This is a genomic window from Kribbella sp. NPDC050459 (genome assembly GCF_040655315.1).
GTDB lineage: Bacteria > Actinomycetota > Actinomycetes > Propionibacteriales > Kribbellaceae > Kribbella.
In genome coordinates this window covers 410,462-436,653 of record NZ_JBFAJQ010000004.1, presented here as the reverse complement: position 1 = coordinate 436,653, position 26,192 = coordinate 410,462, and the positions used below count along the sequence as shown (strand labels likewise).

The window sequence follows — 26,192 nt, the reverse complement described above, 5'->3', positions numbered from 1 at the left end:
TCAAAGGCTCCTAGGAGTTGTCGACGGTGATCCAGGCGCTGCCGTCCGCGGCGGACCGCAGTACGGCGTCGACCACGTGGGCGGACCGCGCTCCGGCGGCGAAATCGGGCAGGCCGTCCGGGCGGTCGCCCAGGACGGCGGCGTAGCTGTCGGCGACGAACGAGTCGAACGCGTCCTGGTACCCCTGTGCGTGACCGGCCGGCAGCCGGTTCACCCGCGCGGCCGGCGGGCTGAGCGTCTCGGGATCCCGCGTGAGCAGCTGCGAGGCGTCGCGGCGGCCGACCCAGAGCCGGTCCGGGTCCTCCTGGTCGAAGCCGAAGCTCGACTCGGTGCCGGAGACCTCCAGGTACAGCCGGTTCTTCCGGCCGGCCGCGACCTGGCTGACCACGATCGTCCCGACCACACCGGCCTCGGTCCGGAACTGCGCGGTCGCGAGGTCTTCGGTCCGGACCTCGACGCCGCCGCGCTGCGCCCGCACCGTCCGCAGCTGCGCGCTGATCGCGGCGATCCGGTCGCCGGTGACGAACTCGGTGAGGTCGCACCAGTGCGAGCCGATGTCGGCGAACGTCCGCGACGGCCCGCCGGTCGTGTCGTCCACGCGCCAGTTCTGGTCGTCCGCACCGGCGAGCCAGTCCTGCAGGTACGAGCCGTGCAGGCTGGTGATCACACCTGCGTCGCCGGCGGCGATCCGGGTGCGCAGCTCGCGGACCATCGGGTGGTAGCGGTAGACGAACGGCACGGCGCCGACCAGGCCCGCCTCGTGCGCTGCGGCGGCCAGTCCGGTGGCGTCCTTGGCCGAGGTGGCCAGCGGCTTCTCACAGACCACGTGCTTGCCCGCCTCGAACGCCTTCAGCGCGACATCGCGATGCGTGTTGTTCGGCGTACAGATGTGCACGACGTCGATGTCGGCGGCCAGCAGCTCGTCCAGGCTCGCGAACCCGCGCTCGGCGCCGGTCGCCTCGGCCGCGGCCTCGGCCCGCGCGGGCGACGAGCCGACGGCACCGACGACGGTCGCTCCCGAGACCAGCGCGGACCGGCCGTGGACCCGGCCCATGAACCCGCCACCGACGATCCCGACCCTGAGCTTTCGCGCATTGGTGGACACGTCGAAGGACGCTATGGGACCCTTTTGAACCCTGTCAAGCAAAAGTCCACGGCCAGTACGACGAAAGTCCGGGTGATGAGCGCTATCGGTACGGCGGACGCGGTGCTGCGACTGCTCCTCGACGGGCAGCCGCGGACCCGGGCCGAGCTGATCGAGCGCAGCGGCCTCGCACGGTCCACGGTGACCGGGCGGATCGAGGCACTGCTCGCGGAGGGGCTCGTGGTGCCCTCAGGCGAAGCGGCCTCGACCGGCGGGCGGCCACCGGCGCGGTTCCGGTTCAACCCGACTGCTCGGCTCGTGCTCGCCGCGGACGTCGGCGCGACTCATCTGTCGGTCGCGCTCACCGATCTGACCGGTGCGATCCTGCATCGCACGACGAGCCGCCTGGCGATCGCCGAGGGGCCGGAGGTCGTCCTCGACGCCGTGGCCGCGGCCGGTCAGGCGTTGCTGCAGGAAGCCGGGCGGTCCCGCACGGATCTGGCCGGAACGGGCGTCGGGCTACCAGGCCCGGTCGAGCACAGCACCGGGCGGCCGAACCATCCGCCGATCATGCCCGGCTGGGACTCGTACGACGTCGTCGGCCGGTTGCGCCGGGAGCTGCCCGGGCCGGTGCTGGTCGACAACGACGTGAACATCATGGCGCTCGGCGAGCACGCGACGGCGTACCCGGACGTCGAGCACCTGCTGTTCGTGAAGGTTGCCACCGGCATCGGAGCGGGCGTGATCAGCGGCGGCCGGTTGCACCGCGGCGCGCAGGGTGCGGCCGGGGACATCGGCCACATCCAGGCGCCGGGTCATACAGAGCTGTGCCGCTGCGGCAACACCGGCTGCCTGGAAGCGATCGCCTCCGCGGCCGCGCTCGCATCCAAGCTCGGAAGGGAGACCAGCCAGGACATCGTGGACCTGGTCCGGGCCGGCAACACCGAGGCGACCACCGCGATCCGCCAGGCCGGCCGCGAGATCGGTACCGTCCTGGCCGCCGCGGTCAGCCTGCTCAACCCGTCGGTCATCGTGGTCGGCGGCTCCCTCGCCCAAGCCGGCGACAGTCTGCTGGCCGGCCTCCGCGAAACCGTCTACGCCCGGTCGTTGCCCCTGGCCACGACCGATCTGCGCGTGGTCCCGTCCCGCACCGGCCGGGACGCCGCCCTGCTGGGTGCGGCCGCGCTCGTCGTCGCCCACACGCTCAGCTGACCCAAGTGGTCGCGATCTTGTCGATGAGCGTGATGACTTCGTCGAGGTGGTCGCCGCTCCGGGCGCGGCCGAAGCCGTGCCGGCGGGTCCAGAACGCCGACTGGACGATGACCAGGTGCGTCCAGCGGCGGATGTGCTCGGCGTCGATCCCCGACGCCTCGGCGAACCGCTCGAGCTCCTTGTCCAGATACGGCATCAGCTCGTCGACGGCGAGGCCACCGACGAACAGGTAGTACGCCCGGGTGCGCAGGAAGAACGCCGCGTCGTACGCCGGATCGCCGACGTACCCCTTCGGGTCGACGACCAGCCAGGGCTCGCGGTCCGCCCGCAGGATGTTCCGCGCATGGAAGTCACCGTGGATCAAGGTCTCCGGCTGCTCGCGGCAGTGGTCCTCGACGACCGACAGCGCCTGGTCCACGACCGCGGATGGCAACCGATGGTCGAGTTCGGCCGCGTCCTGGTGCAACTGCTCGGCCCACGCGCCGGCCTGATCGGACATGCGCGGCAGTCCGGCCGGCGCCGGGATCGTCAACTGACGGAGCAGATCCCCGGCAATCGCCGCGGCGTCGACAGCGTCGGCGGGGATGAGCATCTCACCCATGTGCTCGGCAAGTGTGCTGGTGTTCGTACGCTCGAGCAGCATCGCGTACCGGGCGTCGTCGCGCCGGTACAGCTTCACCGCGCCACGCCCGTCCCAGGCCTCGAAAGCATCCGGCTCGTGCACGTTGCCGGGATGCGGGAAGGACACCTTGAGCACTGCGTCTCCACGCACCGGCACCACCACGCCGACCTGGCCGTGCAGTACGTCGCCGTTGCGCTGGAGCTCCCAGCGGTCCAGCAGGTCCTCGACGATCCCGGGCAGCTCGTCGAGCCACGCCTGCCCAGTAGCGCCTTCGCGCTCGACGGTGACCTTGGCGAACGCCTCCGGGATCATCCCCAGCGTTCCGACTTCGCCGAGCGGGAGACCAGGCTGAAGAGCATGTCCTTGGGGGTCATCTCGCCGGCGACCACCTTGGTGACGTGTTCGGCGATCGGCATCTCGACGTCGTGCCGGTGCGCCAGCTCGCTGATCGAGGCGCAGGACTTCACACCCTCGGCGACCTGACGGGTGCCGCTCGCGATGTCCGCGACGGTCATGCCCTGGCCGAGCTTCTCGCCGAACGTGCGGTTGCGCGACAGCGGCGACGAGCAGGTCGCCACCAGGTCGCCGAGTCCGGCCAGCCCGGAGAACGTGTGCTCGTCGGCGCCCAGCGCCGTCCCCAGGCGGGCGATCTCGGCCAGTCCGCGGGTGATCACCGAGGCCCGGGCGTTGTCGCCGAACCCGAGCCCGACCGCCATACCGACCGCGAGTGCGATCACGTTCTTGCAGGCGCCGCCGAGCTCGCAGCCGACGACGTCGTTGTTCGTGTACGGGCGGAACGTCGGCGAATGGCAGAGCTTCTGCAACCGCGCCGCCGTCCCCTCGTCCGCACAGGCCACCACCGAGGCAGCCGGTTGCCCCTCGGCGATCTCGCGCGCCAGGTTCGGGCCCGAGACCACCGCGATCCGCTCCGGGCCGGCGCCGGTGAGCTCGGCGATCACCTCGCTCATCCGCTTCGTCGTCCCGAGCTCGACGCCCTTCATCAGGCTGACCAGCGGTACGGCGTTCGGCAGCACGCCGGCCCAGTCCGCGAGGTTGTCGCGCAACGACTGCGACGGCACCGCGAGGACGACGGCCTCCGCCCCGTCGGCCGCCTCGGCGGGGTCGTGGGTCGCGGTGATCGCCTCGGACAGCCGGATTCCGGGCAGGTACTCGGCGTTCTCGTGCCGGGTGTTGATCACCTCGCACAGCGATTCCCGCCGGGCCCACACCGACACCTGGTTCCCCGCGTTCGCCAGCACCGTGGCGAACGCCGTCCCCCAAGAACCCGCGCCGAACACCGCGACCTTGGTCATCGGGCCTCCCGTTCTGGACTGAGGAGCGTAGGGAGCGTAGCGACCGAAGCGACGAGGGAAGAACGGGAGTCGAAGCCCGATGACCTGCCGCGCCGGAGGCGTGGCATCAGTACCGTCATGCCTTCTCCTCGCCTTCGGCTTTGCGGGCCTTGCGGAGGTCGTAGAGCTCCTTGGGCGGTTCCTCGCCGCGCAGTTCGCCGAGCGTCTCGGCGACCCGGGCCATGATCACCTCGGTTGCCTCGTGCAACAGCTGGTTGGTCAGCGGCTTGCCCTCGAAGGCGCTCAGGTCGACGGGCTTCCCGGCCCGCACCTGCAGGGTCTTGCGCGGCAGCAGCCGGAACCGCATCTTCCCGGTGTACGACCGCAGGATCTCCTGCGCTCCCCAGTTCGCGACCGGGATCACCGGGCAGCCGGTCATCAACGCGATCCGCGCGGCCCCGGTCTTCCCGGTCATCGGCCACATCGCGGGATCGCGGGTGATCGTGCCCTCCGGGTACACGCCCACGCACTCACCGCGTTCGACCGCGGCCACCGCGTCCCGGAACGCGTCCGCGGCCTGCGCGGAGTCCCGGTACACCGGGATCTGCCCGGCGCCGCGGATGATCGTGCCGAGCACCGGGATCTTGAACACCGACGCCTTGCCGAGGAACCGCGGGATCCGCCGGCACTCCCAGATGAAGTACCCGAGCACCACCGGGTCGAAGTGCGAGATGTGGTTGGGCACGTACACCACCCCGCCGGACCGCGGCATGTTCTCGCGGCCGGTGAACCGGCACTTGGTGAACGCGATCATGAAGGGCTTCACGAGCGCGACGATCACCCCGAACCAGAACCCACGCGGCGGCCGTGGATCCGCCTGCCTCGCGTCCACAGCTGCCTCCTGGTGCTCGTACCCGCCGTCGGTCATGGGAGAATCCTGCCTGATGGCAGACCTACAGGTCGCTCCCTGGACCCTGGTGATCCCGGTGAAGCGTACGGCGATCGCAAAGAGCCGGCTCGCTCCGGCCTACCCTCAGCACCGTCCCGAGCTGGCCCGTGCCTTCGCTGTCGACACTACTGCGGCCGCTCTGGCCTCTCCCCTGGTGCACATGGTGCTGGTGGTCACCGACGACGCGCTGGTGGCCGCGGACGTCACCGCCGCCGGCGCGCGCGTGGTCCCGGACCTGCCCGCCGCCGGTCTGAACGAAGCCTTGCTGCATGGAGCAACTGTGGCGGCTGCCGAGTTCGCAGGCAACGGTGTCGTGGCGCTGTCGGCCGACCTGCCCGCGTTGCGCCCGGCCGAGCTGACCGCCGCGCTCGCCGCGTGTACGCCGCCGCGCTCGTTCGTGGTGGACCTGCCCGGCACCGGGACGACGCTGCTCGCCGCCGGGCCCGGTGTGGCGCTGGATCCCCGCTTCGGTGTTGGATCCGCCCTGGCCCATCAGGCGTCCGGCGCGGTCCCGATCGAGCTGACCGCGATCGAGTCGGTACGCCGCGACGTCGACACCGCGGCCGATCTCGCGCACGCCGTACAGCTCGGCGTCGGCCCGGCGACCGCGGACGTGATGTCGCTGGTTCTCGGTGCCGCGACCGGGACCGAAGGTCTAGCCTGCTGACATGCAAGCGACAGTGAGCGCGTACGACGGCGACACGTTCTCCGGCACCGTGCTGACGGACACCGGGATCGAGCTCCCGTTCACCGTGCACGCCATCTCCGACACCCCGGTCCTCCATCTGCGGGTGGGCCAGCGGGTGCGGATCGAGACCTCCGGGTCGGGTGCGGCAACGACCGTGACGAAAGTGGAGTTCGGCACCCGCCTGTAACAGAGGGCAGACACGGCGAAGGCCGGTCGCCCCTGGTACGGGGTGACCGGCCTTCGCACTTTGTGCGGTCTGCCGCAGTGCGTGAAGATCAGCGAGCGGTGCGCTTCGCCGCGGTCTTCTTGGCGGGGGCCTTCTTGGCCGGCGCCTTCTTCGCAACGGTCTTGGCCGGGGCCTTCTTGGCGACCGTCTTGGCCGGGGCCTTCTTGGCAACGGTCTTGGCCGGAGCCTTCTTGGCGACCGTCTTGGCCGGGGCCTTCTTCGCGACCGTCTTCTTCGCAGCGGCGGTCTTCGTGGCAGCGGCCTTCACCGGGGCGGCCTTCTTTGCCGGGGCAGCCGCCTTGGTGGCGGTCGCGGCCGGCTTCGGGACGACCAGCTTCGGCAGCTTCTTCGCACCGGAGACGACGGCCTTCAGCTCCGCACCCGCGCGGAACTTCGGCACCGTGGTCTTCTTCGCGCGCTTGGTCTCACCGGTCCGCGGGTTGCGCACGATGCGCGCCCCACGCTCGATGGCCTCGAAGGCACCGAATCCGGTGATGGCGACCTTGCCACCCTTTTTGGTCAGCTCACGCTGGACGGTGTCGATCACCGACTCCAGTGCGTGCTGGGCCTGGCGGCGGTTTCCGTCGAAGTGCACTGCGAGCGCTTCGACCAACTGGCTCTTGTTCACTGCTTCCCTCCGTGAACACTAGGCGTCGAGCACAGCGCTCGATCTCACAGGAACGTTATGGACTCAAACCGCCATGCACAAACACCAACGCGGCAAATTTGCCTTGTTTTAGGCGATTCGGGCCACAATTTCACCCGATACGGGTCCCAGCAGGGGTTTCAGAGCCACCCGCGGCGCTTGAAGATCTGGTGCAGACCTCCACACACCAAGGCCATCAGGCCGATCGCGAAGGGGTATCCGTACTGCCAATGCAGCTCCGGCATCTTGTCGAAGTTCATCCCGTAGACAGTGCCGATCAGGGTCGGGGCGAACAGGATCGCCGCCCAGGCAGAGATCCGCTTCACCTCTTCGTTCTGCTCGCTGCTGGCGATCGCGAGGCTCTTCATCTCCTCGTTCTGCTGCTGCGCGACCAGCGTCGCGTTCACCGTCAGGATGTCGCGGAGCAGTTCGCGGAAACCGTCGACCTTCTCCACCACCTCGGTGACGTGGTCGGCCACGTCCCGCAGTGAACGTTGCAGTTCCTCGTCCACGCCGTACTTCTGGAAACCGCCGCGCAGCTGCTCGAGCATCCCGACCAGCGGCCTGGTCGCGCGCTGGAACTCGATCACCTCACGGGACAGTTCGTAGATCCGCCGCGACACCTTCGGATCGCCGCGGAACACCTCGGTCTCGATCTCGTCGATGTCGTTCTCCAGTCCGGCGACCACCGGCGCGTACCCGTCGACGACCTTGTCCATGATCGCGTACAGCACAGCCTCGGCGCCGCGGCCGAGAAGGTCGGGATCGCGCTCCACCCGGCGCCGTACCGCTGCCAGGTTGGGCGCTTCGGCGTGCCGGACCGTCACCACGAAGTCCGGGCCGACGAAGACGTGCACCTCACCGAACTCGACCTCCTCGGTCGCGTCCCGGTACCGCGCGGCCTTCAGCACGACGAACAGCGTCTCGCCGTACCGCTCCAGCTTGGGCCGCTGATGCGCCTCGTTGGCGTCCTCGATCGCGAGCTCGTGCAGGTCGAACTCCTGCGCCAGCGAGGCGAGCTCGCGGCTGTCCGGCCGGTACAACCCGATCCAGGCCAGGCTCTGCGGAGACGTGTGCAGCGCCGTGTAGGTGTCCGCGAGCGACTGCGGGGACGCGATCCGGTTGCCGCCGCAGTAGATCGCGCTGTCGACGACGCTGTGTCCCTTGGGCTTCTGCGGATCGCGGTGCTGCTTGTCGGCCGGCTCGATCGCGGGCGCGGCGGCTGCGGCGTGCTTGCGGGCGGCGGCGCGCAGTGACGGAGTACGGCTGAACGCACGGAACGTGCGCAGGCGCAGGTCGGACATGAGTCCTCCAGGAGCGATGTGGTGCGGGTGAGTGATCAGCACACGTCTGCCCGACCCTGCTACTACTAGAGGAAAAGACCCCCCACAGGCCGAGCGAGACCGGTATGTCTGGAGGGGTCACTGCTGTTGGTCATCAGCGCCTCACCTCCTTGGTCTCGCACACCTGGTTCTTCCAACCCCTGAAGGGTAACACCAGAGTTATCGCCCCCGGCCATCCAAACGTTACGGGGGCGATAACCCTGCGAGAGCTTCAGGCCTTGGCCGGAAGGGTGGCCGGCTTGAAGGACGGCCGGGTTGCTTCGTAGGCAGCGATGTCGGCCTCGTGGGACAAGGTGATGCCGACGTCGTCCAGACCGTTCAGCAGCCGGTAGCGCGTGTAGTCGTCGATCTCGAAGGGCGCCGAGACGTCACCGGCCGAAATCGTCTTGTTCTCCAGGTCGACCGTCACCTTGGTGCCCGGGTCGGCCTCGATCGTGGTCCACAGCTGCTCGACGACCTCCTGCGTCACCAGGGCCGCGAGCAGACCGGCCTTGCCCGAGTTGCCGCGGAAGATGTCACCGAAGCGCGACGACACGACCACGCGGAACCCGTAGTCGAGCAGGGCCCAGACCGCGTGCTCCCGCGAGGATCCGGTGCCGAAGTCCGGTCCCGCCACGAGCACCGAGACCCCGTCGTACTCGGGCTGGTTGAGGACGAACGACGGATCGTTGCGCCAGGCCGCGAACAGCCCGTCCTCGAAGCCGGTCCGGGTGACCCGCTTCAGGTACACGGCCGGGATGATCTGGTCGGTGTCGACGTTGCTGCGGCGCAGCGGGGCCGCCGTACCGATGTGCTGGGTGAAGGCATCCATGATTCCGTTGCTCCTCAGGCGTTCGCGGGTACGGCGACGGGCGGCAGGTCGGCCGGAGCGGCCAGCGTTCCGGTGACGGCGGTCGCGGCGGCGACCAGCGGCGACACCAGGTGGGTGCGACCGCCCTTGCCCTGACGGCCTTCGAAGTTGCGGTTGGACGTCGAAGCGCTGCGCTCGCCCGGGGCCAGCTGGTCCGGGTTCATCCCCAGGCACATCGAGCATCCGGCCCCACGCCATTCGGCGCCGGCGTCCTTGAAGATCGTGTCCAGGCCCTCGGCCTCGGCCTGCAGGCGGACCCGTCCGGAGCCCGGGACCACCAGCATCCGAGTGCCCTCGGCAACCTTCCGCCCGGCCAGCACGCCGGCCGCGGCCCGCAGGTCCTCGATCCGGCCGTTGGTGCAGGACCCCAGGAACACCGTGTCCACGTGGATGTCGCGCAGCGGCGTACCGGCGGTCAGGCCCATGTACTCCAGGGCGCGCTCGGCGGCAACCCGGTCGTTCTCATTGTCGAAGTCGTCCGGCGACGGCACCGTGGCCGCCAGCGGCACGCCCTGGCCCGGGTTCGTGCCCCAGGTGACGAACGGCGTGATCTCCTCGGCCTTCAGCACGACCTCGCGGTCGAACGACGCGTCCTCGTCGGTGGCCAGGCTCTTCCAGTACTCGACGGCCGCCTCCCAGTCGAGGCCCTGCGGCGCGTGCGGCTTGTCCTTCAGGTACTCGAAGGTGGTCTCGTCCGGCGCGATCATGCCGGCCTTGGCGCCCCACTCGATCGACATGTTGCAGATCGTCATCCGGGCCTCCATGCTCAGCGCCCGGATCGCCTCGCCGCGGTACTCGACGATGTAGCCCTGGCCGCCGCCGGTGCCGACCTTCGCGATCAGCGACAGCACCAGGTCCTTGGCCGAGACGCCCTCGGGCAGCACACCGTCGACGGTGACCGCCATGGTCTTCGGCCGGGCCTGCATCAGCGTCTGGGTGGCCAGCACGTGCTCGACCTCGCTGGTACCGATGCCGAAGGCAATCGCGCCGAACGCGCCGTGCGTCGACGTGTGGCTGTCACCGCAGACCACGGTCATCCCGGGCTGGGTCAGGCCGAGCTGCGGGCCGATCACGTGCACGACGCCCTGGTCCGGGTCGCCGAGGGTGTGGATCCGGATGCCGAACTCCTCGGCGTTCTTGCGCAGCGTGTCCACCTGCGTCCGCGACACCGGGTCGGCGATCGGCTTGTCGACGTCGAACGTCGGGACGTTGTGGTCCTCGGTCGCGATCGTCAGATCCGGCCGCCGGACCGGGCGGTTCGCCAGCCGGAGCCCGTCGAAGGCCTGCGGGCTGGTGACCTCGTGGACCAGATGGAGGTCGATGTAGAGGAGGTCGGGTTCTCCGTCGGCATGGCGCACCACGTGCGCATCCCAGACCTTTTCCGACAACGTCCTACCCATCAGACTCTCCCTTGAGAATGTTTGTGTGGTCGAGGGTGCTTTCGCTCACAGTGCTCTCGATTGGGCTGCCGAAGCGACTTGCGTTCCACGATTCGAGACGGCAATATCGTCTCATGGACAACTCTAGCGGAGTCGGTGTTCTCGACAAAGCAGCCCTCGTGCTGTCCGCCCTCGAATCCGGGCCGGCGACCCTGGCCGGACTCGTGGCGGCCACGGGTCTGGCACGTCCGACGGCTCACCGCCTGGCGGTCGCTCTCGAGCACCACCGCCTGGTCGGCCGCGACATGCAGGGACGCTTCGTGCTCGGCCCGCGACTCAGCGAGTTGGCCTCGGCCGCCGGCGAGGACCGGCTGCTGGCGACCGCCGGCCCGGTGCTGGCACGGCTGCGGGACATCACCGGCGAGTCGGCGCAGTTGTTCCGCCGCCAGGGTGAGTACCGGGTGTGCGTCGCCGCCGCCGAGCGTCCGTCCGGCTTGCGCGACACCGTCCCGGTGGGCAGCCAGCTCACGATGGCGGCCGGTTCCGCCGCTCAGATACTGCTCGCGTGGGAGGACCCGGAGCGGATGCACCGCGGTCTGCACAACGCGTCGTTCAACGCGGCCGCCCTGGCCGGCGTACGGCGTCGCGGCTGGGCGCACTCCGTCGGCGAGCGCGAGCAGGGCGTCGCGTCGGTCTCCGCCCCGGTCCGCTCCCCCAGCGGCAAGGTGATCGCGGCCGTGTCGGTCTCCGGCCCGATCGAGCGCCTCTCCCGCCAGCCCGGCCGCATGCACGCCCCCGCCGTCATGGCCGCCGCCGAGCGCCTGTCCGAAGCCCTCCGCCGCGCCTCGGAGTAACTGCCCGGATAGACATCTCCGGTACTGCGGGGAGCAGACCGATCTACGCCAGTTGGGCGGTGTGGACGCCCCGCCGGCGCTCCTACAGTCCGAAGATGGAGCGCATCTCTCGTCGTCCCGCCGCCCTGCTGGCTGCGATCGCCCTGGCGATCGCCGGCGTCACGCTGCCCAGCACGCCTGTTCATGCGGCCGGGGCGGTGATCAGGGTTCCGGCCGACCAGCCGACGGTGCAGGCCGCGGTGTCGGCGGCCTCGAGCGGCGACACGATCCTGATCGCACCCGGCACCTACACGGGCGGTGTGTGGGTCCAGGACAAGGTGCTGACGTTCGCTTCCTGGTACCAGACCACAGGTGATCCGGCGTACATCGACCAGACCGTCCTGAGCGGGTACGTCGCGAACGCCTGCGGTGGAGCGTCCGGATGCGCGGGCAACGCCGTACTGGAGTTCGGGTCGCGCTCCGCCGGCAGCGTGGTGAACGGGCTGACGATCGCGAACGGGGTCGACGGTGTCCGCGGCAACGCGCGGGTGACCGTCACACACAGCCGCCTGACGGCGAACGGCGACGGTGCGGACTTCGGCAACGACTCGACCGCGCTCTTCGACCACGACGTCTTCGTCGCCAACACCGACGACGGGATCGACATCAACGGCCGGGTGGCGATGACCCTGCTGGACAGCACGATCCAGGAGAACCAGGGCGACGGCATCGAGTTCCGGATGTACCCGTACGTCGGCCCGGCGCTCGACGTGGTGATCCGGCGGAACCGGTTCGTTCGCAACGACTCCGACGGGATCCAGCTGATCGACTCCGACGGTGCCTCGAGCCGGACCGTCACTGTCGACCGGAACACCTTCGACCACAACGGCGCGGCCTCGATCGGCTGCCTGCCGAACCAGCAGACCAACGAGGACTTCAGCGGGGCCCCGCTGGCCGAGCGGGTGTACGTCACCAACAACACCTTCTCGATCGAGAACTACGGCGTGGTCGGCGGCGCGAACAGCATTGTTCTGAACAACATCTTCGCGGGGACGAGGGCGACCGCACTCCGGCGGGTCACCGGCGCGTCGGCCGTGGCCTACAACCTCTTCTGGCACAACACGGCCGACTACGAGGAAGGGATCCCTCCGGCCTCGTCGGTGTTCGCCGATCCCCTGCTGTACGAGAACTTCCGGCTCTGGCCCGGGAGCCCGGCGATCGACGCCGGAACGTCGTCGTACACCTGGAACGGCGAGCAGGTGCTGAGCATCCCGGCGAGTGACTACGTGGGGGCGGCGCCGGACCTCGGGTACTGGGAGTACGCCGGCGCGCCCTCGAACCGGGCCCCCGGGGTGAGTGCGGGACCTGATCTGTCGGTGGTACTTCCGGCCGCGGCGACACTGGACGGGACTGTCAGCGACGACGGCCTGCCGAGCGGCGTTCTGACATCGCGGTGGAGCATGGTGAGCGGTCCCGGGACGGTGACGTTCGCCGATCCGGCTGCGGTGGACACCACAGCGACGTTCAGTACGGCGGGCACCTACGTGGTGGAACTGACGGCCGACGACGGCGACCTGTCCGCCTCGGACACCGCGCAGATCGTGGTGGCGCCGGCGCCGCCGCCAGGATCGTCGGTCCTCGATCGGCGGATCGCCGCGAGCACCGACGACGTCGAGGAATCCGCGACCGGCAGCTACGCCGCGACCAGCAGCGATCTAGAGCTCGTCTACGACAGCTCGAACCAGAAAGTGGGTCTGCGGTTCCCGAACCTGACAATGCCCGCGGGTGCCACGATCACCAAGGCCTACCTGCAGTTCGAGGCCGACGAGACCCAGAGCGAGGCGACCAACCTGACGATCCGCGCCCAGGCGATCGACAACGCCCCGGCCTTCACCTCCACCACCAAGCCGTCGACCCGAACTCTCGGCGCCGCGGCTGCCTCCTGGGCACCGGCAGCCTGGACCCTGGTGGGTGAGGTCGGCGCGAACCAGCGCACACCAGACCTGAGCGCAGTGGTACAGGGAGTCGTCAGCAGGCCGGGCTGGACCGCCGGCAACGCACTCGCCTTCGTCATCACCGGTACGGGTCATCGCACTGCCCGCGCCTACGACGGCAAACCCGCCGGGGCACCACTGCTCCACGTGGAGTACACAACCGGTACGCCGCCGCCGAATCGCGCGCCGGTCGTCGATGCGGGCCCGGACCAGACCGTCACCTTGCCGAGCACGGCGTCCCTGGACGGAACCGCGACCGACGACGGCCCGATCACCACGCAGTGGAGTCAAGTCAGCGGCCCGGGATCCGTCAGCTTCGCGAACGCCGCGGCAGTGGACACGACCGCCACCTTCGGCACAGCCGGAACCTATGTGCTCCAGCTGTCCGCGTCCGATGGTCAGCTGACTGCCTCGGACACGGTGCAGGTCGTCGTACAACCAGCGCCGGCTCCAGGGTCGGCCACGCTCGAAACCCGGATCGCGGCCGGCGCCGACGACGTCGAAGAGTCCGCCACCGGCAGCTACTACGCGACCAGCTCCGATCTCGAACTCGTGTACGACGGCTCCAACCAGAAGGTCGGCCTCCGCTTCCCGGGCCTCACGATCCCGGCCGGCGCCACGGTCACCAAGGCCTACGTCCAGTTCGAGGCCGACGAGGTCCAGAGCGAGGCAACGAGCCTGACCGTCCGCGCCCAGTCCGCCGACAACGCCGCCGCCTTCACGTCGTCGACCAAGCCGTCGACCCGAACCCTGGGTACGGCCGCGGCCACATGGACTCCGGCGGCCTGGACGCTCGTCGGAGAGGCCGGAGCGAACCAGCGCACCCCGGATCTCAGCTCGGTGCTACGAGAGGTCGTCGGCAGACCAGGCTGGGCCAGCGGCAATGCCCTGGCGCTCGTCATCACCGGCACCGGGCATCGCACCGCCCGCGCCTACGACGGAAAGCCCGCAGGGGCGGCGCTGCTCCACGTCGAATACACCACCGGCTAGCCGCGCGTCGGCACCGGCCAGAGTTGGCCGGTGCCGCTGTCGACAAGGGCGGCACGGTCCGCGGTCGCTTCGAGGGGCAGTACGTCGTACACGGCCGCGGCCAGCACCGGCAACGCGACCAACGGGACCCGTGGTGCGAGAGTGCAGTGCGGCACCCATCTACCTGGTCTGTAGTGCCGATGGAGATCAGCACCCGTATCGACAACCGCTGACACCACTTCACTTTGGAGCTGCAGCGCCTCGACGCCCACGGCCGGCGCCAACCAGGCCCGGCCGCGCCGGAAGGTGCCCAGCGCATCGAAGAACAGCTCGACCGTCTGATCGCTCAGCAACGGCTGCACGGCCTTCATGACCTTGTCGTGGTCCCACTCGCGCAGCACTGCGAGCGACAGGTGCGGCACGTGGTGGCCGTGGGTGTGCGTCTCCAGCGTCGGCACGCCGAGTTCCTCCAGCCGGCCCCACAGGGACCGGAGGAGCCGATCGGTGCGGCGGTCGAACAGCAGACAGACAGCCAGGGCCACACACCCACAGTAAACCGGTCATTGCCGTGAGGTGCGTCGCCGGATCACCATGAAGGGAAGAACCCACAAGGAGGTCCACATGGAGCGGGACTGGCTGACTCTCGGGTGGAAGATGTTGCTGGTGCGCGGTGCGGTCGGCATCGTGTTCGGGATTCTCGCGATCGCGTGGCCGATCCACACGGCGATCGCACTGGTTCTGCTCTGGGGGTTCTGGGCCCTCGTGGACGGGATCGGGTCGATCGTCCAGGCCTTCCAGCGGGAGTCCGGGGGCAGCCGCCTGTGGCTGATCACGCTCGGCGTGATCGCCCTGCTCGCGGCGTTCTTCGCGATCACCAGTCCCGGTATGACCGCCAAGGCGCTGACCTGGATCCTCGGGGTCTGGCTGATCATCCGCGGCATCTTCGAGCTCGCGGGCGCGTTCAGCAGTCAGCAGGTGATGCCGCGCTGGCTGCTGGTCGTCAGCGGCCTGCTGTCGCTGTTCATCGGCATCCTCTTCGCCGCCAACCCCGGCGCGGGCGCGGTCGGCATCGCCGTACTGCTGGGCGTCACGGCCCTCGTCTGGGGCGTCGTACTGATCGCCGTCGGGTTGTCGGTGCGGCGGGCCCACTCAGGTCCGGCCCACTCCAGCCCGGCCCCTGCCTAGGCCGGCACGGTCAGGGGGTACCGCCGTACGGCACGGTGATGATCTCGAGGTTGTGCCCGTCGGGATCGTTCCAGTAGAGACCGCGCCCGCCGTCGTTGGTGTTGATCTCACCCTCGCGCCGGTGGAACGGGTCGGCCCAGTAGGTGAGGCCACGCTCGACGATCCGGGCGTGGATCTGGTCGAACTCCTGCTCGGTCACCAGGAAGGCGTAGTGCTGCGAGTGCGGCTGTCCATGGGCATCGGCGAAGTCCAGCGACGTACCGTTCCCGAGCTGCACCACGGCGAACGGTCCGTAGCTACTCGGCTCCGGGAGACCCAGGAGGCCGGCCAGGAAGCGCGCCGACGCCAACTTGTCGCTGGAATTCACGATCGTGTGATTGAACTCGACAGCCATCCGTTCAGGCTACCCGGATTCGGTGCAACCGCAGGAGGTGCTCGGAACCAGTTCGTAGTCGAGGACGTGGCGGGCGGCGGGTGGGTCGGTGCGATCGAGCAACAATTCGACAGCCCGCCGCGCGGTCTCCTCGATCGGCTGCCGCACGCTGGCCAACGGCGGGATCGTCACCGTGCACTCGCTGGTGCCGTCGAAGCCCATCACCGCCACGTCCTCCGGCACCCGCAGCCCGGCCTCCCAGGCCGCGAACAGGACGCCGAACGCCTGCTCGTCCGTCGAGCAGTAGATCGCCCGCGGCGGCCGCTTCTGCGCGAACCACGGCCGTACGGCGTCCCGCGCGGCGAATCGCGAGACGGGCGCGGCGACGTACCGCGCGGAGGCCCGCGGATGCGCCGTCAGTGCGCGCTCGATGCCGCGGCGGTGTTCCGCCGTACCGGGTGATTCCTCGGGGCCGGTGACGACGCCGAGGGTCCGGTAGCCGTGCGACAGCAGGTGAGTCGCCGACGCCTCCGCGCCCGCGACGTAGTCGATCGAGAGCGTGGACACCGTCACCCCGTCGGGCACCGGATGCAGCGCGACCACCGGTACGCCGGCGGCCGCGAACCGCTGGATCGCCGGCTCCACGAGCAACGACACGAGCACGACGCCGTCCACCTTGCGCTCGATGAACGAGCCGATGTGCGCCGACTCCTGCTCCGGGTCCCCGGCCGAGTCACCGATCAGCAGCAGGTGGTCGTGCCGGCGCGCGTGGTTCTCCAGGTGCTCGGCGAGCGTCGCGAAGTACGGGTTGCGGATCTGCGGGATCAGCAGGCCGAGCGAGTACGTGCGGCCGGCGCTCAGCGCGCGGGCGAGGATGTTCGGCCGGTAGTCCAGCTCGGCCGCGGCCTCCAGCACGCGCCGGCGGGTCTCCGCCGACACGGGCCGCGGGCCGTTGTTGAAGACATAGCTGACGACCGCGGTGGACGTACCGGCCCGCTCCGCGACATCACGCGCCGTCGCCATCGATCTCCCCACGCTGCACAGCGTAAGCCGTCCCCGCGGCCACGATCCGCCCCGTGATCTCCTCCGCGACCCGCTCCGCATCCACCCCCGTGACGATGCGCACCGTGCCGCCTGGATCAGAGGTGAACGTACTCCGCCCGGCCCCTTCACCCCCGACCACGACCGAGACCCGGCCGGGGTCGGACACCTCGAACAGTTCCGGGCGACTCAGGGCAAGCACCGCGACCGGGTCATGCGGCACGTTCCACGTCTCGCTCCAGTACGCCCACCACTGCTCGATGTCCGCGCCCAACGCCGCCCCCAACGGACCAGCGGCCCGGATCCGCCCCAGCAGGTCGGCACCGATCGTGACCTGCTGGGTGATCTCCAGCCCGGTGACCGTCGTCGCGATCCCCGCGTTCAGGACGGCCTGCGCGGCGACGTCGTCGGACGTGAAGTTGTGCTCCGCCTTGTCGTCACCGAACGATCCGCCCATCACCCACAGATGCCGGATCCACCGCGGCACCTCGGGCTCGAGCTCCAAAGCCTTGGCCACGTTGGTCAACGGGCCGATCGCGGCCACGTCGAGCTCACCAGGGTGCTCGCGAAGCCGTGCGACCAGCCGCTCGGGCGCAGTGCCGGCGCCGATGGTCTCCTGGGACAGGTCGTCGTGCAGCGCGCCCTCGTGCCCCGCCCACCAGACCTCCCGGCCCGACAACGGTTCGGCGAGACCGGGTACGACGTCCAGGTCCCGGCCGGCCAGTACGCCGTACCGCCGGGCGAGCTGGGCCCGCAGCCGCGTGTCGCCGTACACGGTGTGCACCTCGACCAGGCTGAGGTCCGGGCTGCCGAGGATCTGGGCGAGCGCCATCGCGTCGTCGACGTCGGAGCCGATATCGGTATCGAGAATGAGGGATCGCTGCATGGACTGTGGGATCTCCTTCACTTGAGTCCGGTGCTCGACACGGACTGGACGAAGTACCGCTGGAAGCCGGCGATGACCACCAGCGGGATGACGGTGAGGACGACGGCGCCCGCGAACACGAGACCGTAGTCGGTGAAGTTCTGGCCCTGCAGGTTGGACAACGCCACCGGGCCGAGGATGTGTTTCGCGTCGGTGCCGATCAGCAGCGGCCAGACGTAGGCCTGCCACTGGAACAGGAACAGCATCAGTCCGGCGCCGATCAGCGCGGGCTTCGACAGCGGCAGGTAGATCCAGCGGAACACCCCGAACCAGCCGAGGCCGTCGAGCCGTCCGGCCTCGACGAGTTCGGCCGGGATGCCGAGGAAGAACTGCCGGAGCAGGAAGATCGCCATCCCGTTGCCGATCCCCGGCAGCACCAGCCCGGCGAACGTGTTCGTCAGGTGCCAGTCCCGGAACATCGTGGACAGCGGGATCGCGATCGCGTCGAACGGCACCAGGAAACTCAGGACGACGACGCCGAACAGCAGCCCGCGACCCCGGAACTCGAACGCCGCGAGCCCGAACGCCGCGCTCGCGCAGACCGCCAGCCCGAGCACGACCGTGGCCGCGCTGACCAGGATCGAGTTGAGCGTCGCGCGTCCGATCGCGCTGTCCAGCAGGGACGCGTAGTTGGTGGGCGTCGGGCGCAGCTCGAGGAACGTCTGCCAGGACAGCGGACTGAGGTTGGCGAACGTCTCCGAGCCCGGGCGCAGCGAGTTCGTCACCACCCACAGCAGCGGCAGGAAGAACAGCAGGCCGACGACGCCGCCGAGCACCGAGAGGCTGACGCGCTTCACTGGTCACCTCGCAGCAGGCGGAACTGCCCGGCCACGATCGCCAGCGTCAGCGCTACCAGGATGACCACCTCGGCCTGCGCGACGTGGATGTCGCCGATCGCGTAGGCGCGGCTGTACACGTCGTACATCAGCAGGTTGCTGTTGCCGTTCGGGCCGCCCTTGGTGAGGATCTGCACCGGCGCGAACACGAGCAGGTTCGAGACCGTGTCGGCGACCAGGACGAACGCGAGCGGGCGCCGGACCAGCGGAAGGACGACGGACACCATCCGGCGCCACGGGCCGGCACCGTCGAGCAGCGCGGCCTCGCGGACCTCGGCCGGGATCTCCTGGATGCCCGCGATCAGGAAGAGCATCCAGTACCCGACGCCGATCCAGGACAGCAGCACGATCAGCGACGGCAGCACCTGGCTCGGCGAGGTGAGGAAAGGTTGCGCGGGCAGGCCGAGCCGTTCCAGGACGCCGTTCGCGAGGCCGTCGGGGCGGTAGATGACGCTCCAGATCACTGCCGACACCGCAGGCGGGGTGGCGATCGGCAGGATGACCAGGGTGCGCCAGAGTCGCGCGCCCGCGGCCCTCTGGGTGAAGAGGACCGCGAGCAGGAACGAGACCACGACCTGGATCGGGTTCACCAGCACGGTGAACAGCAGCGTCACGCCGACCGACTGCCGGAAGTCCTTGTTCGACAGCAGGTCCGTGTAGTTGCCCAGGCCCGCGAACACCCGGCCGCCGCGCAGCAGGCTCTCGGTGTAGAAGCTCTCGACGACCGCCGAGATCGCCGGGACGATTCGCAGGACGGCGAGACACACCAGCGCCGGCGCCAGGAACGCGAGAGCGATCAGCCCTTGCCGCTGCCTCACTTAATGGACTTCCAGGCGTCGGTCAGCTGCCGGGTCGCCTCCTGCAACCGCGCGGCCGGATCGGTCCCGTTGCGGATGTCCGCGAACGCCTTGCCCATGACTTCCTCGAACTGGATGTACCCGACGCTCACCGGCCGCGACACCGCGGTGTGCTCACTCTCGTACGTCGTGATCGCCGCCGCGCCGGCTGTCTTGGTACCGGAGAATCCGTCCAGCTGCGGGGTGTACTGCTTCTGCGCGTCGAGATTCGCCGGGATGATCGTGGTGGTGCTCGTGGTGGCCAGGTTGCCGGCCGCGTCCAGCGTGGCGAACTCGACGAACTTGCGTGCCATCCCCTGCTGCTTGGACGCCGGGTTGATGCCGAGCGACCACGAACCGGTCGGCGTGACCGGCTTGCCGCCCTGGAAGTACGGCAGCGGGGCGACGCCCCAGTCGATCTTCGAGCTGCCGAAGATCTTCAGGTCCCACGGGCCGCCGACGAAGAACGCGACATCACCCGCGGCGAACACCGGCCCGGTCTGGAACCCGCCGATGCCGCGCGGCGACATTCCGCTCGCGAACGTCGCGCCGTACCACTGCATCGCCTTCTTCCAGCCGTCGGTCTCGACCGCCGGGGTGAGCGCGTCGTCGCCCTCGATCCCGGATCCGCCGCCGAGCGACTCGGCCAGCGGCTGCAGCTGGTAGTAGGCCTCGGGCTGCTCCATGAACAGGCCGTACTTCGTGCCGCCCGACTGCATCGCCTTCCGGCCGGCGGCCTCGACCTGCTCCCACGTCCAGCGCTGCTGCGGGTCCGCGGTCGGCGGGGTCACCTTCGCCTTGGCGAGCGCGGTCTTGTTGTAGAAGAGGAACTGCGTCGAGTTCCACATCGGCAACGACCACAGCTTGTCGCGGAAGTGGTTGGTCTTGGACGCCGTCGCGCTGAACTTCGTCTTGACCTGCTCGTCGAGGTCGCTCAGATCGGTGAGGAAGCCCTTGGCGGCCAGCTGCGAGACGCGCGGCTCGTCGACCGTGTACACGTCGATGCCGGCGTCCTTCGCGCTCAGCCGCTGCTGCATGGTCGCGTTGAACTGGTCGAACGGGATCTGGGTGTAGGTCACCTTGATGCCGGGGTTCTTCGCCTCGAAGGCCTTGATCACGGGCTGGTACGTCTCGGCGTTGTCGGTGCCCGTGAACGTGATCGTCCCGGTCTCCGGACCTTGGTCCGCCGCGGCCGGGGCGCCCGCGTCGGGCGAGCCACCACACGCGGCGACCAGGGCAGCGACGGCAACGATCGTGGCGGGAAGTAGTCGCTTCACAGGGGTTCCCTCTTCTCCAGCGGCCCCGATTGATCGGTCTAAGCGGTTAGACTAAGCGCTTAGACCTGAGCTGTCCACCGCATCGGCGACGTACTCTCAGGTGGTGAGGGTGGGGATTCTCGGGGCGGCTCAGGTCCTGCGGGACGGCGCGCCGGTCGAACTCGGTGGCCGGAAGCAACGCATGCTGCTTTCGGCCCTTGCGCTGTACGGCGGGCAGCCGGTGCCGGTGGACAGCCTGATCGACATGCTCTGGCGGGACAGTCCGCCGCCCAGCGCGTTGCCGACCTTGCAGGTGTACCTCGCCGGCGTGCGCAAGGCGCTGGAACCGGACCGGCCGGCTCGCACCTTGGCGAAGACCGTGGTGACCGTCGCGCCGGGCTATGCCTTGCGGCTGCCCGCGGACTGCCTCGACTCGGCCCGGTTCAGCACGACGGTCGATGCGGCACATCTCCGGCTCGGTCTGTCGTCAGGCACGGTCACGGCGCCGGATCTCGAACCGCTGGAGCTGACCGAGGTCGTCAGGGCGCTCGACGACGCGCTGGCCTTGTGGCGAGGTACGCCGTACTCCGATCTGGACGACGTTCCCGCGGCCGTCGCCGAACGAGGACGACTCGAGGAGCTCCGGCTGGTGGCTCTCGAGGACCGCGCGATCGCCCGGTTGACGCTCGGTCAACACGCAACGCTGGCCGCCGAGCTGGAGGCTCTGACCGCCGAGCATCCACTGCGCGAGCGGCTGTGGGCACTGCGTGTCCTGGCGCTCGCGGGCACCGGTCGGCAGGCCGACGCGCTTGATGCGCTGCGCCGGGTTCGGGAGATCCTGGCGGACGAGCTCGGGCTGGACCCGGGTACGACGCTTCGGGAGCTGGAGGTCGCCGTACTCCGCCAGGACCCCGAACTGGTCTGGCGGCCGAAGACCGTGGCAGCTCCTACCGGGCCCGTTGCCGGGGCGCAGTGGCCTTTGGCCGGACGGGTCGCCGAAGTCGCGGCGCTCGAACGGCTGCTCGACGAGGCGACCGCGGCGCCGCAGTTCGCCGTACTGGTCGGTGAGCCGGGCATCGGCAAGACCAGGCTGGCGTCGGAGATCGCGGCCCGGGCGCGTTCGCGCGGATTCGCCGTACTCAGCGGGCGGTGTTCGGAGGACGAGGGCGCACCACCGCTGTGGCCGTGGATCCGCATCCTCCGGACCCTCGCGGAGGCCGGCCTCCCGGAGCAGGTACGGCGTGACCTCGCCGAGCTGACCGGTTTGCTGGAGTCCGGACTCGTCGGACCGTCGGCGGCAGACGTCGACGCAGCGCGGTTCCGGCTGTGGACGATGACCGCGGACATCCTGGTTGCGGCGTCGCGGACCTGCCCGCTGCTGATCGCCCTCGACGACCTGCACTGGGCAGACCCGTCGTCGCTCAAGTTGCTGAGGCATCTCGCGGACGTGCTCGACACCGGACGACTGCTCGTCGTCGCCACCCGCAGGGCAGCTCCCGAGCTCACCGCTCAGCTCGCGGCCGTTGCCGAGTCCCTCGGTCGGCGGCATGCGCTACGCCTCGATCTGCACGGATTGACGACCTCCGAGGCGGCCGAACTCGTCGAGGCCGCCACCCGTCACAAGCCCGGCACGGAGGAAGCCGAGGCGCTCCGTGCGCGGACGGACGGGAACCCGTTCTTTCTGGTCGAGTTGCTCCGGGACGGCCGCGGCGACGTGCCGGCAGCAGTCACGGACGTCGTCGCGCGCCGGGTCGCACGGTTGCCACAGGCAACCGGTGAGCTGTTGCGGACAGCCGCTGTGATCGGCCGTGAGTTCGATCTCGCGGTTCTCGCCGCGGCGACCGGCCGCGACGCGGACGAACTCCTCGACGTCCTCGATCCCGCGCTGGCCGCCGGTGTGATCGCCGAGGGCGAGCGGGTGGAGCGGTTCCGCTTCGCCCACGCGCTGGTTCGCGACGTGGTGTACTCCGGCCTGCCAGCGGCGCGGCGCGCTCGCCGGCACGCGGCGATCGCCCAGGTGCTCGAGGCTACTGACGCGGCGCCGTCCGAGACAGCACGACACTGGCTGGCCGCCGGGCCGGCCCATGCGGCACGAGCCTGGCGAGCGGCAGCCGTTGCCGCCGAGCGCGCGATCCGGCTGTACGCCTACGACGAAGCGGCAGCGTTGCTCGCGGCAGCGCTCGACGTACAGCAGACCGACAGCTCCGCAACTCCGCTCGACCGGTACGACCTGTTGATGGCACGTGCCGACGCGTGCCGGTGGTCCGTGGACCGGGCTTCGTTGGACGCCGCCCTGACCGCGGCGGTGCACGAGGCGGAGCAGTTGGGTGACGTCGTACGGATGACACGGGCGGCAGTGGGCGCGACCGAGGGCGCCTTGTGGCAGACGCGACCGTACGGGCAGACGGATCCGTACATCATCAGCACCTTGCGACGGGCCTTGCGAGAGCTGCCGGCCGAGGACAGCGAACTGCGTTGCCGGGCGCTGCTGGTGCTGGCGACCGAGCTGTATCACTCCGACGCACCCGCCTACCGGGAGGCGTTGAGCGAGCAGGGCATGGCGATGGCGCGCAGGCTCGGCGACCGCGCCCTGCTGGTGTGGGCCTGTCAGGCCGCGTTCATCGCCACCTGGCGTCCCGCCACCGCGCCGGACCGGCTGCGGCTGGCCGACGAGGCCGTGGCCGCCGCGGTCGAACTCGCCGATCCGGTCCGCGAAGCGCTGGCCCGCACGATCCGGGTGATCGCGACGTGTGAGCTCGGCCGGGTCGCGGAGATGTGGGACGAGATGCGGCAGGTGCGGTCGATCGCCGGACCGCGGCGGCTGGCGTACGCGCTCGTGGTCGTCAGCGAACTCGAGGCGCCGTGGCTGGCGATGCGGGGACGATTCGACGAAGCGGAGCGGTTGCTCGAGCAGCGGCGCGAGCTGATCGCCGGGGCGTCGTTCCCGCAGCGCGAGGAGTCACTGGTCTCGGGCCTCGCCGGCATCGAGGTCTGGCGAGGTCGCACCGCGGAGATGGCGCCGGCTTTCGCAGCGCTCGGGTCGCACAGCCCGATCCCGGTCGACCTCACGATCCAATGGCTCCTGGTCCGCGCCGGCCGCATCGACGAGGCGCGGGCCCTCGGCAACGGCGAGCTGGTGATTCCGGCCAACGACGACTGGTTGTCGATGCATCAGCACTGCGCCGCCGCCGAGGTCGCCTATGCCTACGCACAGCCGGGTCCGGCACGGTCGTTGTACCAGTGGCTGAGCCCGTTCGCCGGCTGGGTCTGCAGTGCGGGGTTCTCCGTCCCGCTCGGTCCTGTGGATGCCTTTCTCGCCCTGACCGCGATGACGACGGGCGATCGGGAGCTTGCGACCAGGCACGCCGACCGGGCGCTGGAGTTGTGTGCGGAATGGGAGATCCCGCTGGCCGCACGATGGTTCCGGGAGCAGCGGGATCGCGGCGGCTTCTGATTCACACGTAACGGAACGCCAGCCGCTCCCGTCGCTCGAACGGCCGTCGCCAGAGCAGCCGCCACAACAGCTCCATCGGCCGGCCGGCCATCGATGCGCGGACCTGACCGAAGTGTTCGGCCGGTAGCCGGTACATGATCCAGGATGCGAGGAACGGCATGTCCCGCGGAGCGTAACCGGGCTTGAAGTGCTCCTGCTCCAGCCGATGCCAGTCGGCGTTGACCAGGTAGCGCTGGACGAGCGCCATCGCGTCGCGTTCCTCGTGGTCGAGGTGTCGCGTCAGGTGTTCCTTGAGGGCGACCATCCGGACCTCCAGCGCGTCCCGGGCATCCGCGTCGGCGTACGCCGCCAGCCGCTCGAACCCCGCCGTACACGACGTCAGCAGCGGGTCGATCTCGGCGTGCTCGCTTTCCATCGCTTCCAGCGTGGCCCGGCCGTCGGAGTTCGCCCTGGCCATCAGCAGCGGCCACAGACCGGCGTCCTCGCCGGTGTGATGCTTGTGCAGGATCTCGCGGAACTTGCCCCACCGCCCGGCGAGTGCCCGCCAGGTGTCGCGATCCTCCAGCGGCGTGCCGATCACGGCCGCCTTGAACGCGGTGAGGTCGCGACGGAACGCGTGGTGCACGACGTACATCGAGGTCACGTCCACCGGGCCGGGCGGCGCGGCCGCCTGTCCGGGCAGCAGCCGCCGCTGATCGACGATCGTCATGATGATTCCTTCCTTTCGAGCCGATGTTCCGACCCTGCGGGCACCCGCTTGGAAAGCACTTGTGGCCGAACCCCAAGCCGATCCCAAGGACCTGGCCGGACACTCGTCACAACCACAAGGGGGAATCATGAACGCACTGTCCACACAGGCGGTTTCCGTCTGGCCGGCTGCCGTCCTGCCGATCGTCGAGCGAGCCATCACCTGCGAGTACGCGTCGCTGACCCGGTCCGGTGCACCGATCACCTGGCCGCTGACGCCGTATCACGACTCCGCTTCGGCGACCATCGACGTGAGCACCGGCCTCACCTATCCGGCCAAGGCGGAGCGTGCCCGGCACGACCCGCGCGTGGCGCTGCTGTTCTCCGATCCGACCGGTTCGGGACTGCGTGACGCTCCGGTGGTGCTGGTTCAGGGTCTGGCGACGGTCCGGGACGCTGATCTGCAGGGCAACACGGACCTGTACCTGCGTCGCATTCTGGAGAAGTTGCCGCAGACGGTGGCCGGGCAGCCATGGTTCGTCGCACGACGGCAGCAGTGGTACTGGAGCCGGCTGTGGATCGAAGTCACGCCGCTGCGGATCCTGTGGTGGCCCGGCGGCCGTCTCGACGCCGAACCGCTGCGATGGGACGCCGCGGCCGGCGTCACCGCGCCGCCGTCCGACCCGGCACCTGATGGGGCGGCACCACCGGCGTGGGCCGCGCCGCCGGCCGACTGGCGGCCGGGAGCCGAGCGCGCGCTGCGACTCGGCAACCCGGTGCTGACGGTCCGCGATGCCGAAGGCTGGCCGCTCCCGGTGCGATCGCTGGGAGTCGAGCGGGTCGCGGACGGGTTCGTGGTCCAGACCGGTTCATTCGGCGCCTCGGCCACCGGCCGGGCCTGTCTGACGTTCCACGAGCATGCGGAGGTCTTCACCGGTCAGCAGAACGCCGCATTCGTCGGTACCGCGACGCCTGTCGCGGGTGGCGTCCATGTGCGGGTGGATCGGGCGTTGGCAGACTTCAGCCTTCCGGCCGGCCGCTTCACGCAACTGCGGAGGTTTCTCGCCGGCGGCCGGGCACTGACGCCGAGGCTGGCCCACGAGGCTGCCCGCAGACACCAACCGGTCCCGGTGGTCCGTAAACCGGAATGACGCCCCTCAATGACGACAGCCTCCCATCCGTCCGGATGGGAGGCTGTCGATCTCTGGTAGCCCCGACGGGATTCGAACCCGCGCTACCGCCTTGAGAGGGCGGCGTGCTAGGCCGCTACACAACGGGGCCAGAGGTTTGTCGTCCGGGCTTTGCGCCCGGGCAACGAGGTTGAACTCTACCGATTTTCATCGGTGCGGTCCAATCCGCTGGGGTACTAGGACTCGAACCTAGACTAACTGAACCAGAATCAGACGGGCTGCCAATTACCCCATACCCCAAAGGCATTTCACTGAGTCGAAGAGTTCGTTTCCGCCCTCATCAACCCGGCTCGGAGAGCTTACCCGAGGCAGGGACCGGACA

At 69.6% G+C, this 26,192-nt stretch carries 24 protein-coding genes and 2 tRNA genes; 8 read left to right on the top strand and 18 right to left on the bottom strand.

Going from position 1 to position 26,192, the window contains the following annotated elements; all coding sequences use genetic code 11:
• Positions 1-10: 10 nt before the first annotated feature.
• The gene (locus AB0I12_RS18085) at positions 11-1,105 is read right to left on the bottom strand and encodes a Gfo/Idh/MocA family oxidoreductase (RefSeq protein WP_359930544.1); all 1,095 of its coding nucleotides are present in this window, start codon (positions 1,103-1,105) and stop codon (positions 11-13) included.
• 75 nt (positions 1,106-1,180) lie between these two features.
• Between AB0I12_RS18085 and AB0I12_RS18080 the strand changes: the two genes are divergently transcribed.
• Positions 1,181-2,296 (top strand): ROK family transcriptional regulator, encoded by a 1,116-nt coding sequence (locus AB0I12_RS18080; RefSeq protein ID WP_359930541.1) that lies wholly within the window; start codon positions 1,181-1,183, stop codon positions 2,294-2,296.
• Here the strand turns inward: AB0I12_RS18080 and AB0I12_RS18075 are convergent.
• The 3 genes from AB0I12_RS18075 to AB0I12_RS18065 form a co-directional block, all read right to left on the bottom strand.
• On the bottom strand, positions 2,289-3,230 hold the full coding sequence (locus AB0I12_RS18075) for an aminoglycoside phosphotransferase family protein (protein ID WP_359930538.1): 942 nt from the start codon (positions 3,228-3,230) through the stop codon (positions 2,289-2,291). The two genes, AB0I12_RS18080 and AB0I12_RS18075, sit on opposite strands and share 8 nt — an antisense overlap.
• A complete protein-coding gene (locus AB0I12_RS18070) occupies positions 3,227-4,231 on the bottom strand; it encodes an NAD(P)H-dependent glycerol-3-phosphate dehydrogenase (protein WP_359930535.1) in 1,005 nt (334 codons plus the stop codon). The genes AB0I12_RS18075 and AB0I12_RS18070 overlap by 4 nt, the downstream gene beginning before the upstream one ends.
• A gap of 115 nt (positions 4,232-4,346) precedes the next feature.
• Complete coding sequence (locus AB0I12_RS18065) at positions 4,347-5,138, bottom strand: lysophospholipid acyltransferase family protein (protein WP_359930532.1); 792 nt, start codon at positions 5,136-5,138, stop codon at positions 4,347-4,349.
• A gap of 16 nt (positions 5,139-5,154) precedes the next feature.
• Here AB0I12_RS18065 and cofC point away from each other — a divergent pair, with 16 nt between their 5' ends.
• The gene (gene cofC, locus AB0I12_RS18060) at positions 5,155-5,826 is read left to right on the top strand and encodes a 2-phospho-L-lactate guanylyltransferase (RefSeq protein WP_359930529.1); all 672 of its coding nucleotides are present in this window, start codon (positions 5,155-5,157) and stop codon (positions 5,824-5,826) included.
• A 1-nt stretch (position 5,827) separates the two neighbouring features.
• Positions 5,828-6,034: a hypothetical protein gene (locus AB0I12_RS18055; RefSeq protein WP_359930526.1), complete on the top strand. Its 207-nt coding sequence runs from the start codon at positions 5,828-5,830 to the stop codon at positions 6,032-6,034.
• Positions 6,035-6,122: 88 nt separating this feature from the next.
• On the opposite strand, the gene AB0I12_RS18050 is transcribed toward AB0I12_RS18055, so the two are convergent.
• From AB0I12_RS18050 to leuC, 4 genes are all read right to left on the bottom strand, one after another.
• Positions 6,123-6,701, bottom strand: a complete 579-nt coding sequence (locus AB0I12_RS18050; protein WP_359930523.1) for an HU family DNA-binding protein — start codon at positions 6,699-6,701, stop codon at positions 6,123-6,125.
• 158 nt (positions 6,702-6,859) lie between these two features.
• Entirely contained in the window at positions 6,860-8,023 is a 1,164-nt protein-coding gene (corA, locus tag AB0I12_RS18045) for a magnesium/cobalt transporter CorA (protein ID WP_359930520.1), read from the bottom strand.
• Between the two features lie 250 nt (positions 8,024-8,273).
• Positions 8,274-8,873, bottom strand: coding sequence for a 3-isopropylmalate dehydratase small subunit (leuD, locus tag AB0I12_RS18040; RefSeq protein ID WP_355699165.1), 600 nt, complete (start codon positions 8,871-8,873; stop codon positions 8,274-8,276).
• 14 nt (positions 8,874-8,887) lie between these two features.
• Positions 8,888-10,312, bottom strand: a complete 1,425-nt coding sequence (gene leuC, locus AB0I12_RS18035; protein WP_359930517.1) for a 3-isopropylmalate dehydratase large subunit — start codon at positions 10,310-10,312, stop codon at positions 8,888-8,890.
• Positions 10,313-10,425: 113 nt separating this feature from the next.
• Between leuC and AB0I12_RS18030 the strand changes: the two genes are divergently transcribed.
• Positions 10,426-11,145 (top strand): IclR family transcriptional regulator, encoded by a 720-nt coding sequence (locus tag AB0I12_RS18030; RefSeq protein ID WP_130387568.1) that lies wholly within the window; start codon positions 10,426-10,428, stop codon positions 11,143-11,145.
• A 95-nt stretch (positions 11,146-11,240) separates the two neighbouring features.
• A complete protein-coding gene (locus tag AB0I12_RS18025; RefSeq protein ID WP_359930513.1) occupies positions 11,241-14,108 on the top strand; it encodes a right-handed parallel beta-helix repeat-containing protein in 2,868 nt (955 codons plus the stop codon).
• Here AB0I12_RS18025 and AB0I12_RS18020 read toward each other — a convergent pair.
• Positions 14,105-14,629, bottom strand: a complete 525-nt coding sequence (locus AB0I12_RS18020) for a 2'-5' RNA ligase family protein (RefSeq protein ID WP_359930511.1) — start codon at positions 14,627-14,629, stop codon at positions 14,105-14,107. The two genes, AB0I12_RS18025 and AB0I12_RS18020, sit on opposite strands and share 4 nt — an antisense overlap.
• A gap of 79 nt (positions 14,630-14,708) precedes the next feature.
• Between AB0I12_RS18020 and AB0I12_RS18015 the strand changes: the two genes are divergently transcribed.
• Positions 14,709-15,272 (top strand): HdeD family acid-resistance protein, encoded by a 564-nt coding sequence (locus AB0I12_RS18015; protein WP_359930508.1) that lies wholly within the window; start codon positions 14,709-14,711, stop codon positions 15,270-15,272.
• 10 nt (positions 15,273-15,282) lie between these two features.
• Here the strand turns inward: AB0I12_RS18015 and AB0I12_RS18010 are convergent, their stop codons facing one another.
• Genes AB0I12_RS18010 through AB0I12_RS17985 form a run of 6 tightly spaced genes read right to left on the bottom strand, consistent with a single transcriptional unit; the run spans position 15,283 to position 20,560 of the window.
• On the bottom strand, positions 15,283-15,666 hold the full coding sequence (locus AB0I12_RS18010) for a VOC family protein (protein WP_359930505.1): 384 nt from the start codon (positions 15,664-15,666) through the stop codon (positions 15,283-15,285).
• A gap of 9 nt (positions 15,667-15,675) precedes the next feature.
• Positions 15,676-16,680 carry a LacI family DNA-binding transcriptional regulator gene (locus AB0I12_RS18005; RefSeq protein WP_359930502.1) on the bottom strand — a complete coding sequence of 335 codons (1,005 nt, stop codon included), beginning with the start codon at positions 16,678-16,680 and terminating at the stop codon, positions 15,676-15,678.
• Positions 16,652-17,572 carry a nucleoside hydrolase gene (locus AB0I12_RS18000; protein ID WP_359930500.1) on the bottom strand — a complete coding sequence of 307 codons (921 nt, stop codon included), beginning with the start codon at positions 17,570-17,572 and terminating at the stop codon, positions 16,652-16,654. The genes AB0I12_RS18005 and AB0I12_RS18000 overlap by 29 nt, the downstream gene beginning before the upstream one ends.
• Positions 17,573-17,589: 17 nt before the next feature.
• A complete protein-coding gene (locus AB0I12_RS17995) occupies positions 17,590-18,408 on the bottom strand; it encodes a carbohydrate ABC transporter permease (protein WP_359930498.1) in 819 nt (272 codons plus the stop codon).
• On the bottom strand, positions 18,405-19,265 hold the full coding sequence (locus tag AB0I12_RS17990; protein ID WP_355699157.1) for a sugar ABC transporter permease: 861 nt from the start codon (positions 19,263-19,265) through the stop codon (positions 18,405-18,407). The genes AB0I12_RS17995 and AB0I12_RS17990 overlap by 4 nt, the downstream gene beginning before the upstream one ends.
• Positions 19,262-20,560, bottom strand: a complete 1,299-nt coding sequence (locus tag AB0I12_RS17985) for a sugar ABC transporter substrate-binding protein (protein ID WP_359930495.1) — start codon at positions 20,558-20,560, stop codon at positions 19,262-19,264. The genes AB0I12_RS17990 and AB0I12_RS17985 overlap by 4 nt, the downstream gene beginning before the upstream one ends.
• Positions 20,561-20,663: 103 nt before the next feature.
• Between AB0I12_RS17985 and AB0I12_RS17980 the strand changes: the two genes are divergently transcribed.
• Positions 20,664-23,993, top strand: coding sequence for a BTAD domain-containing putative transcriptional regulator (locus AB0I12_RS17980; protein WP_359930492.1), 3,330 nt, complete (start codon positions 20,664-20,666; stop codon positions 23,991-23,993).
• A 1-nt stretch (position 23,994) separates the two neighbouring features.
• On the opposite strand, the gene AB0I12_RS17975 is transcribed toward AB0I12_RS17980, so the two are convergent.
• Positions 23,995-24,702 (bottom strand): hemerythrin domain-containing protein, encoded by a 708-nt coding sequence (locus AB0I12_RS17975; protein ID WP_359930489.1) that lies wholly within the window; start codon positions 24,700-24,702, stop codon positions 23,995-23,997.
• Positions 24,703-24,829: 127 nt separating this feature from the next.
• On the opposite strand from AB0I12_RS17975, the gene AB0I12_RS17970 reads away from it, so the two are divergent.
• Positions 24,830-25,831: a hypothetical protein gene (locus AB0I12_RS17970; RefSeq protein WP_359930486.1), complete on the top strand. Its 1,002-nt coding sequence runs from the start codon at positions 24,830-24,832 to the stop codon at positions 25,829-25,831.
• 54 nt (positions 25,832-25,885) lie between these two features.
• Here the strand turns inward: AB0I12_RS17970 and AB0I12_RS17965 are convergent.
• Both AB0I12_RS17965 and AB0I12_RS17960 read right to left on the bottom strand, forming a co-directional pair.
• Positions 25,886-25,961, bottom strand: a tRNA-Glu gene (locus AB0I12_RS17965).
• A 77-nt stretch (positions 25,962-26,038) separates the two neighbouring features.
• A tRNA-Gln gene (locus AB0I12_RS17960) sits at positions 26,039-26,110 on the bottom strand.
• Between the last annotated feature and the right edge of the window lie 82 nt (positions 26,111-26,192).

Coding starts and splice junctions, on each gene's coding strand:
- AB0I12_RS18025 (WP_359930513.1), top strand. CDS start 11,241: ATGGAGCGCATCTCTCGTCGTCCCGCCGCCCTGCTGGCTGCGATCGCC.
- AB0I12_RS18030 (WP_130387568.1), top strand. CDS start 10,426: ATGGACAACTCTAGCGGAGTCGGTGTTCTCGACAAAGCAGCCCTCGTG.
- AB0I12_RS17970 (WP_359930486.1), top strand. CDS start 24,830: ATGAACGCACTGTCCACACAGGCGGTTTCCGTCTGGCCGGCTGCCGTC.
- corA (WP_359930520.1), bottom strand. CDS start 8,023: ATGTCCGACCTGCGCCTGCGCACGTTCCGTGCGTTCAGCCGTACTCCG.
- AB0I12_RS17975 (WP_359930489.1), bottom strand. CDS start 24,702: ATGACGATCGTCGATCAGCGGCGGCTGCTGCCCGGACAGGCGGCCGCG.
- leuD (WP_355699165.1), bottom strand. CDS start 8,873: ATGGATGCCTTCACCCAGCACATCGGTACGGCGGCCCCGCTGCGCCGC.
- AB0I12_RS18015 (WP_359930508.1), top strand. CDS start 14,709: ATGGAGCGGGACTGGCTGACTCTCGGGTGGAAGATGTTGCTGGTGCGC.
- AB0I12_RS18075 (WP_359930538.1), bottom strand. CDS start 3,230: ATGATCCCGGAGGCGTTCGCCAAGGTCACCGTCGAGCGCGAAGGCGCT.
- AB0I12_RS18010 (WP_359930505.1), bottom strand. CDS start 15,666: ATGGCTGTCGAGTTCAATCACACGATCGTGAATTCCAGCGACAAGTTG.
- AB0I12_RS18080 (WP_359930541.1), top strand. CDS start 1,181: ATGAGCGCTATCGGTACGGCGGACGCGGTGCTGCGACTGCTCCTCGAC.
- AB0I12_RS18000 (WP_359930500.1), bottom strand. CDS start 17,572: ATGCAGCGATCCCTCATTCTCGATACCGATATCGGCTCCGACGTCGAC.
- leuC (WP_359930517.1), bottom strand. CDS start 10,312: ATGGGTAGGACGTTGTCGGAAAAGGTCTGGGATGCGCACGTGGTGCGC.
- cofC (WP_359930529.1), top strand. CDS start 5,155: ATGGCAGACCTACAGGTCGCTCCCTGGACCCTGGTGATCCCGGTGAAG.
- AB0I12_RS18070 (WP_359930535.1), bottom strand. CDS start 4,231: ATGACCAAGGTCGCGGTGTTCGGCGCGGGTTCTTGGGGGACGGCGTTC.
- AB0I12_RS18055 (WP_359930526.1), top strand. CDS start 5,828: ATGCAAGCGACAGTGAGCGCGTACGACGGCGACACGTTCTCCGGCACC.
- AB0I12_RS18065 (WP_359930532.1), bottom strand. CDS start 5,138: ATGACCGACGGCGGGTACGAGCACCAGGAGGCAGCTGTGGACGCGAGG.